Raw genomic sequence first — 14,524 nt, 5'->3', positions numbered from 1 at the left:
GAACTCAGTGATGCGTTCCCCAATCAGTCGTACCTAAAGAGAATGGAATCGGAGGGTATCTCACAATCTTGGGGTTGTGATAGCGTTTTGGTAATTGTAACCTCTGTTACTCAATTTGAAGGACGGCCGAGTAATACATGGTTTCAATGAACGAGAGTGAGGGGACCTGTGAGTACGTGTTCGACCCAGACAAGCCACAGACATGGGGAGGAGAAGATGGAGACGAATGTCATATTGATGAAGACATCTTGAACGAAGACGGCGTCTGGAGCTGTCCACATGACCAAGCGGAAGATGCCGAGTTGTGTGTATTTCATCTCCCACTGGGAGAGAAGCCCAGAGATCTCGACCTCAGCGAAGAACTCGTCGGTCAAGTGAACAGCGTAACTGCACCAGATACTGAGGAAGAATCAGGTGAAGCGCACAAAGGGCTTAACGAGAAGGTGGCACAGCGGGATGAAGCTGGACGGTTTCCAGCGCGGCAGTTCATTGGGGCTCGGTTTTCGGAGCTTTCTCTTAGTGAAGAACAACTTGGAGATGGACCAGATGCAGATATTTACCTCTCACACATACAGGTCGATGGGGATGTCAGTTTAACCGAGGGAACAATCAAGGCTCACGTTAGGCTCCAAGGTGCCCGTGTCGATGGGTCAATTAGTGTTTCCGAGGCAACTTTCGAGAAAGAAGCGTATTTTGACGGACTGATTGCCTCCGGGATATACGGCAAGGAATCGCGGTTTGAGCGACATGCGCTCTTCAGGGAGATAACCTGCGAGGGGGCGCTCAATTTCACGGGGGCAGTCTTCGAGCACACAACGCTGTTTTCAGGAGCCGAAATCGGAGGAATCACGCGGTTTACGAGGGCAAAATTCGAAGCGGGAGTCGGGTTTGGGCGTACAGTTTTCCAGAACCAAGCGATTTTCAGTAAAGCAGTGTTCGAAACGGAGGCTCCACCTCTCCCATCTCGAGCCAGTTCACGGGCACGACAGTACGGATATGCTGGCGGAATGTATCTTGGAAGAGTCGCAGTGTCGTTCAATGAAACAATTTGTAATGACCGTATCACCTTTGAGCAGGCCCGAATTACAGGCGTAGCGATATTTTTGGCCGCCGTATTTCGTCGTCAAGAGCGTTCTCGACCGATAACATTCGAGGAAGCGGTGTTTGAAGAGCGAGTCATTTTCGGTCGTGATGAGACGAGTGCGTTAGATGAAAGCGATCGGCCCGCACGATTTGAGAGCCACGCTGGATTCACCGATACCGTCTTCGAATCAGACAGTTGGTTCGAAGGGGCCGTATTTGAGCACGGGGCCACCTTCACAGACGCTTCATTTGGTGACGAGGCAGTGTTCTCAGATGCGACAGCCAAATACTTCGATATGGATCAGACACGAGTCGATGGGTCCCTCAGATTTGACAACGCTACCATACGGGAGGCGCTCTCGTTAGAACACTCAACCGTCAGGGAAGAAATCAACCTCAATGCAGCAGCGGTCTCAGAAGGGGTTCAGTTGCAAGAGGGTACCTTTGCTGATTTCCTCGCTGAAGATGCGGAGCTTTCCAACTCTGATTTTGAACACGCCGACTTGACCGAGGCAGCACTCCAGAACACCGTGCTTCAAGACTCAAATCTCGAATCCACGTTTTTGAGTCGAGCGATGCTATTCGGCGCGGATTTGCGTGGGTCGAAGCTCTTCGGTGCGGTTCTCGGAGATGTCCAAATCGACGATAACACGCAATTTCTTGGGCGGCCCTCCACAGCGATTGATTCGTCTCCTCACACGGTATCCGCAATCCGCTCACAACCGGTCTGTATCTACGACCCGAGCTACGGGGACGATTCCGATGCGGTGGATATAGACAAAGCAAAAAGCGTCTATCGGGCGCTTGAAGAACTCGCAGGAAGGGCTGCTCGTCCTCGGTTGCAGTCACAGTGTTTCGTCCGTCGACAAGACCTTCAGAAGCGAGAGTACTGGAGCGATGCCACACAGTCTGCAGACACCGTCGAAGAACGCGTGATTGCAGGAGCGCGCTGGAGTCGAGCAAAGGTCGCACGAGCGACGCTTCTGTACGGTGAAAGTCCCTGGCGTGTTATCGCTGGTAGCACGAGCTTCATTGTATTCATCGCCTTGCTCTATCCGCTCGGCGAATGGCTTCAGCCAGTTGGAGACCGCCCGATAACATACGCACGGATAGCCGAACAGCCAGAGCTATTCTTAGAATCGCTCTATTTCAGTACGCTAACGTTCACTACGCTCGGGATGGGAGACTACATTCCACTCGGCTTTGGGCAGGTGCTGGCAACGGCTAATACGGCATTTGGGGCGGTACTAATCGCCCTACTCGTATTCGTTCTGGGCCGACGGGCTGCCCGGTAGTCTCGAGTATCCACTTCCGATTGTAATCAAAAGCGTAGCATCCCAAGGAGCGGTTCAAGAATCTAAGACGGAGTCACGAAGATACTGGAACGTGAACATCTCCGTGAACCCCGGTTCGTCGATTTTGAATCGTTGCGGTGGTGAACTTCGACTGTATTCCTTTTCGACGCGAACCTCACCCTCCGGTGGGTCATTCAACGCGTCCAAGACATCGTGGCCCCCATCCCGGTTCTTGACGAGCCAAATCGCCGCCTCGGGGTCGTGAGACGCCATTTTGTCGTAATCCTCGGGAACAGCACGGAGCGTATCATGGTTCGACCGTTCGGCCTCACCCGTGACAACCACCTCGCCGTCAGAATCTAATCCCGCGACATCAAGGCGGTGAGAGCCAACCTCGTGATACGAAACGGCCTCAACAGCAGCCGAGTCATCGTCCTTGACGAACGCTTCTTCGATGTAGCGGCGAAGCAGTTCTACCATCGCAACGTGGAAACTCGATTCACTCAAATCGCCCTTCCCGTCACCGTGGGCGATGCCCTCACGATGTCGAATCTTCGCTTCCTCACGGCCTTCCGGCGTGACCGTGTACAGCTTGTGGGGATACGTACAGTCCTCTGCCAACAGTCCTGCATCGAGGAGTTCCTGCACCTCCGCTTGCCCGACATCCGTGTACTCTTGCAATCGCACCATGCTGTCGTACAGGAGGTCGTATTCAACGTCCGGGTCGAACCGTCGTTGGTGCGCCGAATACACCGCCTGCAGGAACCGTAACTGCGCGTCTGTGTAGGCGCTCTGTCGACGCTCAGCAACCGAGAGTTTCAGATTCAACTCACAGACTGGCACCTCGTCTCGAGCAACATCGTCGAGCGTGTGACAACAACGAATCGTGTTTCGCATCCCCTCTGAGGTGGGGTCGAATCTCGTCTCACAACTCGTACAGACGAGAGCGTGTCTTTCGTCGTCGTATTCGACGGGATTGGGCAGGCGATTCGTGTAGGGAAGCGCGGAATCAACGCGGGCATCTTCGTCAACGGTCTCGGCTTCAACTGTCTCGAGATTAGGCTCAGAAGATGTAGCAACGGAGTCAGTCGTCGCAGCGTGGCGCTGCATCGTCGACTGGCGTGTGTTGAGCGCGATATCAAGACCGTGTTCCAGTCGACTACGGTCTTGGACAACGTCGAAGGCTGCCTCAAACGCTGTTCCTTTCGCATCCGAGAACAGTTCATCGCTCTCAGGATGGCCCGATGGAATGGGCGCACTCTCCAAGAGAAACGGCCGAGGTTCGTCAACGCCGAACCGTGACGGCAACGACGCCATCCACTGGCCGCGTCGGAGCGCACGTAGCCGGTTCGCTACTTCGCTGGGTGGCATCTCCTCGGTGGCCAGGCGCTTCGCGAGGTCGTCGTCAATAGCGACGTTGCCCGTGACGATCGTTGAGACGTTGTTCAGCAGTTCGGCGTAGGCTTCCTGGTCGGCCTGTCGGAGCTGGGCTGGGAACTGCATTGCGAGCGTCATCGAGAGGCCGAAGGACCGCGACTGTGCGAGGAGGTCGGTCAACAATCCAGAGGTGCCCACGCTTGCCGCCTCTTCGAGATACAGGTTCACGAGCGGTGGGTCGTCATCGTCGGTCGTTTGGGCGCGGCGCTGGAGGGCGGTCCACAGCTGTGAGAGGACGACCAGCGTGATCGCCCGCTGACTCTCCGTTCGAAGGCCGCCTGTGTCGATGATAACGACCGAATTCTCGTCGACTACCTCCCGGAAGTCGAAGTGTGGGTCATCGCCTTCGGGGACGTTGTTGAACAGTTGTGCGAGGCGGTCGTCGAGCGGAATCTTCTCGATGCGGTTGGCGACGCCCTGCATCAGTTCATCGAAGGACCGCTTGCTGTTGGCCGCGACGCCGCTGAGCAACTGTTGGAGGTCCGCATCAACGACGGGCGGGGCGTCCCGCGTATCGTGCATTCGCCGCGTGGCGTCCTGCAGTTCCCGGTGTGAGAAGGCGTCATCGCCGTGGACGGGGTCGAACATCGCCTTCACGAGGTACTTGATGATGTCCGGCGACCGGACCGCCTGCTCGAAGCGGTCTCGGCCCATGATGCCGACGAGAATCTCGATGTAGTGGTCAACGACGTCCTCGACAGCGGTGGTTCGGTCGATGCCGTCTTCGAGTTGATCGCGGATGTCGAAAAACGAAATCGCTGGCAGCACCTCCGTGCAGTCGAAGTAGTACACGTCGTCAAGATCGCCGTACTCCGCGTAGTGGGCCCGAAGGTACTCGACTGGCATCCCATCGCCTTTCGGGTCGATGAGGATATCCGCGCCCTCAGTCGCCCGTGTGTTTTCCAACATCGCGTTGATGAGCGCGGTCGATTTCCCCGAGCCGGTTTTTCCGAACCACGCCGCGTGGAGTGGTTGGAGCGACGGTGGAAGGGCAACCGGTGTATCGATGGGTTCGTCGTCGGTCGTCAGCGGATAGCCGAGTAGCATCCCCTCGTTGTACTGGTTGAGAAGATCGTCTTCCGGGATGGGGACGCCCGTTCGTTCGTCAGGTGTGGCCTCCATCGCTCGTCGCCCTGCTTCGGTGAGCGCGTCGCCATCGAGCAGACAAAAGTTCGGGACAGTCGAGGGATCCGCGACGATAGCCGGGCTTCGGTTGTCCGTCAACGGTAGTCGCTGGCGCAATCGGGTCGTGAGCGACTGTTCGGTGACGCAGTCACGGCTCTCGATTTGCTCGGCGACGTTCGCTGTGGCTTCTTCGTCGGTATGGAGTCGATGGCGAATCTCGTAGAACGACCCGCTGGCAGGCGTGAAGGCGTTGGCGAGTTCCCGAAGCGTCATCCTGGCGTCGGGGCCCTTTGCGACAGCACGCGCGTTGACGACGAAGGACCGCCGCTTGTCGGCGGCTCGAATCGACTCGATGCGTTCGCGGTGTTTCGGATCCTCAGTTGTGGGGTTCGGGTCGACGTCGACATCATTTTCGAGGAACGCGAACAGTCGCTGGCCGAGCGTGTCGCGGTCGCGTTCGAGTTGGTCGATGCGAACGTCGGCGGTCGCCCGCCAATCCCGTTTCGGCGTGAGCAGTGCCTGATAGACGACCGTGCTGTCCGTAGTAGCGAGCGTGTCGACGACGGCTGCCAGCGGGAACTGTGGCGTCTCGTCGTCGCGAAGGACCGGCTGTAATCGTGTTTGCCAGTCGTCGTGACGCTCTCCTCGGCCAAGCAGTTCGAGCGCCGTATCGGGCGCCTCTGGCGGTGTTGGTGGTGGGGATGTGTCAGTGATCTTCGCCTCACTCGGGAAGAGTCGGCGGAGCGTTTGGCGGAGTGTGGACGCGTGTTCGCTCGCGGCGCCGACGTAGAACTGAAGACCATCGTCGTCAGCGACGAGTCGGACTTCGATTTCGAGCGATGGAGCAAGGGCGTGGAGTCGCTGGAACGTATCGGTGAGGGCGTTCGTGTCGAGTCGGTCCGTACTTGGCTGGATTTGGAGGTACGACCACGGTTTGTCAGGGGATTCGGCGGGAACAGATTCCGTCGCCATTCGCTATTGATACTCCCCAATGAGAGTGAAAATAAGAACGTTGATTCACGCGATATTTCCAGCAGGCAGAGGTTTCTGCGCGCCCCGACGGGCGGGGCGCATGATTCAAGCAGGCAAACATACATACAGGCAAACATCCAAACAAGAAGTAGTAACCATGCCTATCGATATCGACACCTTCGAACACGAGGATCAGTTCGACGAGTCGCCACCCCACGCCAAGCAGATCGTGGCGTTTCTAGCCGCGAACAGCGACCAAGCCTTCCAGCGCGGTGAGATCGCTGATGCGACCGGAATCGATCCCAACACGGTCAGTTCCGTCCTTTCACGGCTGAAGGATCGTAATCTCGTCCGACACAAGCCACCGTACTGGGCCATTGGCGACCGCGATCGCGTAACAGCAGCGTTCGACCTGTCTCAAGACATCCGGACGTTCGATGAACAATTCGGCGAAGAAGAGATGGAGGCATGGCGTAGTGCTGGCAACGACGAAGCGCATCCGAGCGACGAACGCAACAAATGACCGAGTACGAACGCGGCGATGTTATTGAGGCTGGTGACCCGTTCACTCAAGAGCCGGCTTCCAGGCCGTTCGTCATCATCAATACCGAATCACATCCCTTCGACGGAGAGCAATACGTTGCACTCACGCTGACGACCCGAACGTGGTACGAAGAGACGCTGCCTGTATCACCCGATGATTTCGGGGCGGGAGGTGTTCCGGCGGAGAGTTCGATTGTGCCGTGGGGTGTCTCCTCGCCAGCACACGACGACATTAGAGACTGGTTCGGCCGATTAGAAGATGAAGTGGTCAACGAGGCCGTTGAGCAGTTCGTCGGTTATCTGATGGAGTAGCCGCGGTTTTTCTGCGCCTCGACGAGCGAGGCGCTCAGCCTCGATATTCTGATGTTTTGGAATTCGAAGTTCGTTCAAGTTGTATCGCCCGCACAGCCGTCCCGAATCAGTGGGGAGCGGCGTCAATGACCGGGCAAGAGATGTGTCCCCGATGTGGTGTGCCAGTCAAGGGGGTACTGAGCGTCGGGCCAACAGATCACTACGCCCAGCCGTGTGGACATCGCCTCCCTCCGGAGTATGGCGATTGCTGTGACGATACGATATAGTCGAGCTGGTTCTGGTGAAATCCTTGGATGTTGATAGTTTGTCGGAGCCGTGCTGAATAGAAGGCGCATATTCAGCATTTGGTGTGCTTGATTCGGAGCCTGCCCCTCCAACGAAATACACTGTTTGGTCTTGGCAAATCGTCCACGATTCTTGAACTGGGTATCGACCGAAAGGACTCGGAATGAATCGACACAGAGTACGTGGCCGGTCCCCTATCAAGGCCAGTGTTCGCCCGCCAGCTAACTCAGTCAAGCAACCCAAGCACCAGGCGCAAACTGCTTGCCCGCCGCCGCGGTTAGCGCCCGAGCCTCGGTAATAATCGATCCGAGGATGCCTGTGAACCGCTCGCTGGCATCGCCGTCAATCCAGTCCACGTAATCCGCAGATCCAACGGGCCAGCGATGGACGGCAGCGGTGACGACGACATCTGTCCCGTCGTCGTGTTCGTTTTCGACGCGAGCCATGTGGACACCGACGCCCCACGGGCCGTCCTCGCCGCTGAGGACGCCGAGGAAGCTCTTCAGCTCGGTTTCGTCGTCGAGGATGGTCGTGCTGTCCTGCATTCCTTCGTCCAATGAGGGCCCCAGGGTGATCTCAGCGACCGGTGCCGGCCCGGCGAGCCAGTCGCCCTCATCGGTCTTCTGCAAGCGGTTCGGGCCAATGAGATGGCCGAACCGCTTGCCGGTCAGCAACTCCTCGAAACTCATCCCCGCGACCGGATTGACCGACTGCCCCGCCACCTTCGCCGCCGGCGTCGAGAGCACGCCGATCCCGTAGGTCGCGCCGCCCGTCCAGGACGGAACGCCGACATCGAACACGTCCTCTATGGTGAACGGCGATTGACCACCTACGGTAAATGGCGATTGACCGCCGACTGCGACCTCGTCAACTGCCGCAATCAGGAACGGATTGTTCCCAGTCGCACGGGCGAGCGCCTCCCCACTCTCAACGCGTTCGCCGGGCATCCCTTCAGCCGAGACCCCGAACACCTGCTCGGGAGTGAGGGCAGGATCGAGGGCAATCATCACCTTGCCCTCGTTGATCAGGTCGTCCGCTCCGGTGTATCCCGCCGGCAGCCACCCTCGATCCATTGGGTCTAAGGCCCACCCTCGATCTATAGGATCGTACACCAACCCCGGGAAGAAGTCCTTCGCGTCGACGAGGTACGCTCCGTTCGTCCCGTTTTCAGGGTTCATCACCTCGTTTAACCCCTCAGGAGAGACTTCGGGCGGATACATCAGGGAAAAGATGCTGGGAGCGCCCGACTCTGGCTGTCCGTCTCGCAGACCTGCCGGCGCGACCAGACTCACACGGTCGCCTTCCACGGCGAAGTCCCCGATGGTCACCTCGTCGAGGCCGACATCGCTGGCGGTGGTCACCGCAGCCGCCCCCGGGCCGTCCGTTCCATTGACCTGCTGGAGATACCGCCCAAGCAGCGAGAGCCGGGGGGCGTAGTCGGCCCCCTCAAGATCGTAGGCTTTTCCGCGCGAGTAGGCGGCCGAGAAGCTGGTGATGGAGATCTCGCCGTCGATAGCATCGATCTCACGGGTCACCGTTGAGGAGTCCCGGGCGGTCTCGCCGAGGACAACCTCTCCACGGGCGTCCTCGGGGAGAACAACTGGCTGGGCCTTGAACTCCTGGTTACTCACACTGCTGCACCCGGCGGCACCGCCAATGGCGACGGCGGTGGTCCCAGTGAGGAATCGTCGGCGATGTATTTGCCAGTCGCCCTTGAAGAACGCTCCACTCTCTTCGTTTGTCATTATTAGGAGATGATAATAGGGGAAACAAATATCTTTGGCTAGTCACAGCATGCATTGGCGGTGTAGCTGATTTTCCCCACGCCACCACCGAGAATCGGCCTCTCGGATTATCCGGATAAGCGCTGCTTACGGAGACCGCACTAGATACCCTCTCTGGCCCTACGTTTTGATCTGGGGGTAACCAACCTATTGTATTCGTTCGGCCCGAGAGGATCAAACCGAACGAGTCCTTCGTGCTGACTACACGCTCTGTATTTACCACACCTCACCTATCAGTCAATGAATATTTCAACAGAGCTTCGAGCGTGATGTTTTTGCCGCGCCCTGACGGCTGCGGGCGCACCGTCGTGCCCGTGGTTGAAACCGATGTCTCGAGTCGAACATTCCAGAGCAGTCGAATCGACGTCAAGTAGCTGTATCAGCGGCCCGCTGTGTGACTTCTGTGGGTCGCTCCGGTATCCGAAGGACATGGGGTGGCATTGTCGCAACTGTGGGAACTCCTCGCCGAAATCGGAGACAGACGCCTTTGTGACGACCCATGCCCAGCAGAAACGGACACTCACCATCCGCGGTGACAACACCGAACGTGGCTTGCCGACGACCGACGCGACGTGTCCAGACTGCGACCACGACAAGGCGTACTGGGATATCAAGCAACTCCGCTCGAGTGACGAAGCGCCGACAGAGTTGTACATCTGTACCGACTGCGGGCACAGGTGGCGGCGGGACTAAACGGGACGGAATCAATAAAAGGACCCACCGAGTATCCTCAACAAAGCAATGGCGTCAAGCACCGATTCCTCAACGGCAGTCGATGATGAGGTCCGCCAGTTGTATGAGCGGTATCAGGCGGCCGATAGCGACGCCGAACGCCGCGAAATCGCCCTCGAGATGGGCGAGCTTGACGGACGCCGTCATGCGGAGGTTTACGCTGCACTCGAAAACGAGTGACCGCTCACGCATCATCCAAGCCCGGTGTTCAAAACGTCCCGTACCGGCCCATTGTGGAGATTAGTTCGAAGCGATGGAGAAAGAGCGGCTTCGAACCCTGATTGGAATCGCGATGGTCAGTCTCGGTCTCGTACAAACCGTGTCGGGCGTTGTGCAAGACAACTTCCCGTTCGCAGTCTTCGGATTTCTCTATGCCCTCATTGGCGTTGCATACCTGTGGACCGAGGTGTACACGGACAATCAGTGACAGCGTATACTAGCTATCAGAACACATCGATAGAGGGGTGGATAACGGCCGTAGCAGAATCTGGGTATTCGGCCCCATTGACCCCTTTCGCAGTCGATAGGTTTTGGCAATCGTGCTGGTTATATAACGCAGGTTCAGCGATGTGGCGGACAGTCGCGAGGTCGATTCGACATTTTATACGGCCTTGCATTCTACAGCGATGTATTCAATGTCTCCTGAGTCTGGTGGTGACACAGATCTCAAAGGACTTATCCAGAGCTCACCGGATGCGATTGTAATTGCTAACCCAGAGACGACTGAAATATTTGAGGTAAGTCAGGCGGCTGAAGAGTTGTTCGGATATACGCGCGAGGAGTTACGCTCGATGCATGTGGGTTCCCTCCATCCCGCCGAGGAACAAGAGCGGTACAGACGGCTCTTCGAGACACATTTTGAGCAACAACCAGCTGTTATCTCCCAATTCGACGACGGATCCCCCGTGTTCGCAGTCACAGCAGATGGCGAACGGTTCCCTGTCGAAATCAACGCCTGGGTCATCGAAGACACGGATTACGACCAGCCGCTCTTCCAGGGTGTCTTCCGTGATATCTCGGAGCGACTCCGGCGGCAACGTGAACTGCAGCGCCAGAACGAACGGCTCGATGAATTTGCTGGCGTCATCTCGCACGATTTGCGGAATCCGCTGGCCGTTGCACAGGGCCGAGCAACGCTCCTCGAGGAGGAGCGAGAAAGCGAGCATATCGAGCCACTACAGACCGCATTAAATCGCATGTCCGAAATCATCGATGACACGCTGACACTCGCCCGCAACGGGCAACAAGTGAGCGAGATGGAACCGGTCAACGTCGTCAGTACAATCGGCAACTGTTGGGAGATGGTTGAGACCGACGCAGCCACGTTGGAGATCGATGGCGACGCCACAATCCGCGCAGATCCCGACCGGCTCCGACACACCTTCGAGAACTTGCTTCGCAATGCCATCGAACACGGTGGAGACGACATCACCATCAGGGTCGGTCAAGCAGACGAAAATACAATCTACATTGAAGATGACGGGCCGGGAGTTCCTGACGCCGAACGGGATGCGGTCTTTACTCCCGGATATTCATCCAAGAGCGATGGAACTGGATTTGGATTGGCGATTGTGCAACGGCTCGCTGAAGCACACGGATGGAACATCACTCTGACTGACAGCGAAACCGGGGGAGCAAGATTCGAGTTTAGCAATGTCGAAATCCAGTGAGTACGGAGCAAAACTAGGACCTCTCTTCGAGAGGATTGCACACCTCTTGAGAATCCGGTTCGTGGAGTAAGTTCGCTCTCGTATCCGATTAGAGGGTTGTACATTCATTTTCGTCTCCGAAAGGTAAGCGTGTGAAACAACTGTGTGTGCAGGGACACGCCGGCCAGCGCAGGCAGAGTTCGTCTCACATCGCGACCCCAACTGTTCAATACCGCTAAAATCCGGGACAGCAGGCGATTATACCAGAATACCGATGCCGACGCTGCAGTGAAAGGGAAGCAAGAATCGATCAGAAACGTCCGCCCCTGTTTTCGAAAACAGCCGATACATCCACCGAACATAGAGGTGTACCGAGGGTGTGCAAAATCTAAACGCCAATGCGACCAGCCGATAGCTGCGGTTGGGCCAAGGGAGTTGGGCAACGCCACTAACGAGAGTCCGCAGTCATTCACCTGGTACGATTAGAGAAGCCGACCGAGAAAGAGATCGACGAAGATGAAAAACAGCGGGAGCAGAAGCGACGAGATTAGCCGGATGATGATGCCCACCGAAAGCGGATAGAGGCTCACGCTGTCGTACTCGTTGAATTCGTCACGGAGCCGCTGCATCTCAAGCCGAGTTGCCACCTCCGCAAGCGTCGCGGTGTCGTCTGCCGTCTCGTCCGCTTCCTCAAGGTTGGCGGCTTGCCGCTGTAGCTGTCTGATTTTCTGCCGACGTGTCTCGAGTTCCTGCTCTTGGATGGCTCGTGCACGCCGGTTCACGTACACGGTCGGGTACCCGAACGACACCGCAATAAGGACGATGTAGAGACCGGTCGCGAAATACACGACGGCTCGGTAGCCACCCTCGGTACCGAGCAAAAACGCCAATGGAAGGGCCAACGAGCCAATCGAGATTAGCATCGTCGTCCAGATTGCGAGGCGACCAATCATGCTTAAGCCCCCGAGGCCGTCCGGGTGGAGCGGTTCGATTTGTAAGTCCAAATCCCCCACCGCACGAATCGCCCGAACCGCAGTTATCGCACCGTGGAACCCGATGCCCGTAATCAGCCCCCACCAGACCGCAAACAGGAGATACGCCCAAAACGCCGGGTCACCGAACCCTGCGATGCCGACCGTCTCGAAGTAGCCAATATTCAATCCAATCAAGCCGACGACCAAGGCCGTCCACGGCACGACGAAGTACCACGAGCGCGTGCTGAAGAGACGCTTGTACTGCTCGCCGACGCGTTGGACGGCCGTCGGATTCGTCGCTAACTCGGTACTCTCCTCGATGAACGTCGGGAAGACACGCACGTCCCAGTACCAAATCGCGGCAGGGCCGACGACGGGAACACCCATCGCCAACAGGTGAGCAACGAGGAACTCTCTCGGCAGTCGGCCGTCCGCCAACACGAAAACCAATCCCGTCAGGAAGACTGGGACCATCCCGAGAGTAATCGTCCCACTTACGAGCGGCGGCAATCCGAGCCGGTGCTGTATCCTGTCAACAAGTCGAGTTATCCATATCCGCGACTGCATCCCACCCTGTTGTCCCATTGTGTGGCTATGGGAAGAGAACCGATTTCAAAGTATGGCTGTTCGTGTTGGCATTTCAATAATATCAGAGTATGCATTCAATCTACATCTCGGCGTAGTTGTTGGTTAAGACCCACAGGCAGCGTCGCAACCACGGGAGGCAGTGGCAGCAGGAGATGTGAGTCCCCACGCTGTGATGCAGCGTGGGTCTACCTACGCTCCCGGACGACCAAATCAGCGGGAGACAGTGACAGGTGCACCAACCAGGCAACGGAAGGTGTATGCCCGCGTGAAGAATTACCATAGCAAGCCATATAATTCATTCGCGACCTTTCAATCGGCCCACAACAGCGTAAGCCTCAGAAGACTCCGCCGGCAACCGCTTAACCAACACTATCCGCCTAGTGTAGGTTAACTACTCCAACAGTCTGTTAGAAGGACCTTGTGGGGTCGAAGCGGAACAGACGTTTCCACAGGGTTAAATCAGCAAGCTTCGATTATTCTCGGCCTGCGACTGATGCAGACGTGACCGTCAGTCGGACTTACTCCCGACCGGCAACACCACTCGCTGCCGGTGGGACTGCTGCAATCGCCTGCGAGGACATCCTCGGGACTGGGCTGGAAGTTCGTTCACCCGTGTGTTCGTTGCTACAGAGTACGCGTTGTTTGTCCGGTGAGGTCCTATCGAGGAGTCTCTCTTGAGCATCGGTGAGGAACTGAATCGCCAGCCCCTCGTTGTCGATTAGTCAGTTTGTATCGCCCCCGACGGGTGCGGGGCGATTCGAATCGGCCCGCGTGCCGTTGTTTCGATGATTTTCATGGCTACGACCAGTGATGCGTCGGTCTCATTCACCGAGTCCGACACACGATCCGAGGAGATGCATAGCACGATCGAACAGTGGGTCGAGGACCTCGTCGCGGCCGTCAACGACGCACAGGCCAGTGAAGCGTTCCAAGCGTGGCTTGATGCCCAGATTCAGTTCCACGACTACTCGTATCGAAACACGCTGCTCATCAAACAGCAATGTCCGGAGGCGACACGCGTCGCGGGCTATCGGACCTGGCAGGAAGAATTCGATCGGCACGTCACAGAGGGCGAGTCAGCCATCTGGATCTGGGCGCCAATCATTGCTCAGCGGTGTCCCGAATGCGAGAACTCGCCATCCTACCACGAGCAGATTGACTGTGACTACGATGAGACCGACCCCGAAGAGTGGTCGCGCGGTCTCGTCGGCTTCAATCCCGCACCTGTCTTCGACATCTCGCAGACAGACGGTGAGCCCCTGCCCGAGCTAGAGACGGCTGCGACGGGCGACGCCGGAACGCTCGTCAGTCAACTCACCGACGCTGCTGCCGCGCTGGATGTAACGGTTCACGTGGTCGACGACTCGGCGTGGCCGCATCCGGACGCAAACGGCGTCTGTACGTATCCAGAGCATCCAGACGGGAACGCACAGGTGAAGGTGCGTGATCGGTCGAACGAGGCTGACCTCGCTCGGACGCTCATCCACGAGTACGCCCACGCTCTGTTGCACAGCGATGTCGACGACGAGACGGAACGGGCGAAGCGAGAAGTCGAAGCCGAGAGCATCGCCTACGTCGTCGGTCGCTACGTCGGACTGGACACGAGTGGGTCCGCGTTCTATCTGGCCGCCTGGGAGTCGGACGACGCATCGGTCGTCCGGGACCGGCTTGGACGAATCAGTCGGACGGCAGAACAGCTTATCGACGTCCTAGAGGACTAACGGGGGCCGATCCACTGGCCAGTC

11 protein-coding genes are annotated in these 14,524 nt (G+C 57.5%); 8 read left to right on the top strand and 3 right to left on the bottom strand.

The features are described 5' to 3' along the window. Nucleotides 1-146 precede the first annotated feature (146 nt). A complete protein-coding gene (locus tag NMP98_RS09280; protein WP_254861224.1) occupies nt 147-2,378 on the top strand; it encodes a pentapeptide repeat-containing protein in 2,232 nt (743 codons plus the stop codon). Nucleotides 2,379-2,432: 54 nt separating this feature from the next. Here the strand turns inward: NMP98_RS09280 and NMP98_RS09275 are convergent, their stop codons facing one another. After that, entirely contained in the window at nt 2,433-5,912 is a 3,480-nt protein-coding gene (locus NMP98_RS09275) for a type IV secretory system conjugative DNA transfer family protein (RefSeq protein ID WP_254861223.1), read from the bottom strand. A gap of 100 nt (nt 5,913-6,012) precedes the next feature. Between NMP98_RS09275 and NMP98_RS09270 the strand changes: the two genes are divergently transcribed. Both NMP98_RS09270 and NMP98_RS09265 read left to right on the top strand, forming a co-directional pair. Next, on the top strand, nt 6,013-6,435 hold the full coding sequence (locus NMP98_RS09270) for a winged helix-turn-helix domain-containing protein (RefSeq protein ID WP_254861222.1): 423 nt from the start codon (nt 6,013-6,015) through the stop codon (nt 6,433-6,435). After that, nucleotides 6,432-6,767, top strand: a complete 336-nt coding sequence (locus NMP98_RS09265; protein WP_254861221.1) for a type II toxin-antitoxin system PemK/MazF family toxin — start codon at nt 6,432-6,434, stop codon at nt 6,765-6,767. The genes NMP98_RS09270 and NMP98_RS09265 overlap by 4 nt, the downstream gene beginning before the upstream one ends. A 515-nt stretch (nt 6,768-7,282) precedes the next feature. Here the strand turns inward: NMP98_RS09265 and NMP98_RS09260 are convergent. Next, on the bottom strand, nt 7,283-8,797 hold the full coding sequence (locus tag NMP98_RS09260; protein ID WP_254861220.1) for a DUF6517 family protein: 1,515 nt from the start codon (nt 8,795-8,797) through the stop codon (nt 7,283-7,285). A 366-nt stretch (nt 8,798-9,163) separates the two neighbouring features. Here NMP98_RS09260 and NMP98_RS09255 point away from each other — a divergent pair, with 366 nt between their 5' ends. From NMP98_RS09255 to NMP98_RS09240, 4 genes are all read left to right on the top strand, one after another. After that, nucleotides 9,164-9,529, top strand: a complete 366-nt coding sequence (locus NMP98_RS09255; protein WP_254861219.1) for a transcription factor S — start codon at nt 9,164-9,166, stop codon at nt 9,527-9,529. A gap of 48 nt (nt 9,530-9,577) precedes the next feature. Continuing rightward, nucleotides 9,578-9,748 (top strand): hypothetical protein, encoded by a 171-nt coding sequence (locus NMP98_RS09250; protein ID WP_254861218.1) that lies wholly within the window; start codon nt 9,578-9,580, stop codon nt 9,746-9,748. A gap of 73 nt (nt 9,749-9,821) precedes the next feature. Next, nucleotides 9,822-9,995: a hypothetical protein gene (locus NMP98_RS09245; protein WP_254861217.1), complete on the top strand. Its 174-nt coding sequence runs from the start codon at nt 9,822-9,824 to the stop codon at nt 9,993-9,995. 142 nt (nt 9,996-10,137) lie between these two features. Further along, entirely contained in the window at nt 10,138-11,238 is a 1,101-nt protein-coding gene (locus tag NMP98_RS09240) for a sensor histidine kinase (protein ID WP_254861216.1), read from the top strand. A 461-nt stretch (nt 11,239-11,699) separates the two neighbouring features. Here NMP98_RS09240 and NMP98_RS09235 read toward each other — a convergent pair whose 3' ends face one another. Further along, nucleotides 11,700-12,776, bottom strand: coding sequence for a hypothetical protein (locus tag NMP98_RS09235; RefSeq protein WP_254861215.1), 1,077 nt, complete (start codon nt 12,774-12,776; stop codon nt 11,700-11,702). A gap of 797 nt (nt 12,777-13,573) precedes the next feature. Here NMP98_RS09235 and NMP98_RS09230 point away from each other — a divergent pair. After that, nucleotides 13,574-14,500, top strand: coding sequence for an ArdC-like ssDNA-binding domain-containing protein (locus NMP98_RS09230; protein WP_254861214.1), 927 nt, complete (start codon nt 13,574-13,576; stop codon nt 14,498-14,500). Nucleotides 14,501-14,524 lie beyond the last annotated feature (24 nt).

It is taken from the genome of Natronomonas gomsonensis, assembly GCF_024300825.1.
Taxonomy (GTDB): domain Archaea; phylum Halobacteriota; class Halobacteria; order Halobacteriales; family Haloarculaceae; genus Natronomonas; species Natronomonas gomsonensis.
Note: the sequence above shows the minus strand (reverse complement) of the source record. Positions and strands in the feature narration are given on the sequence as shown.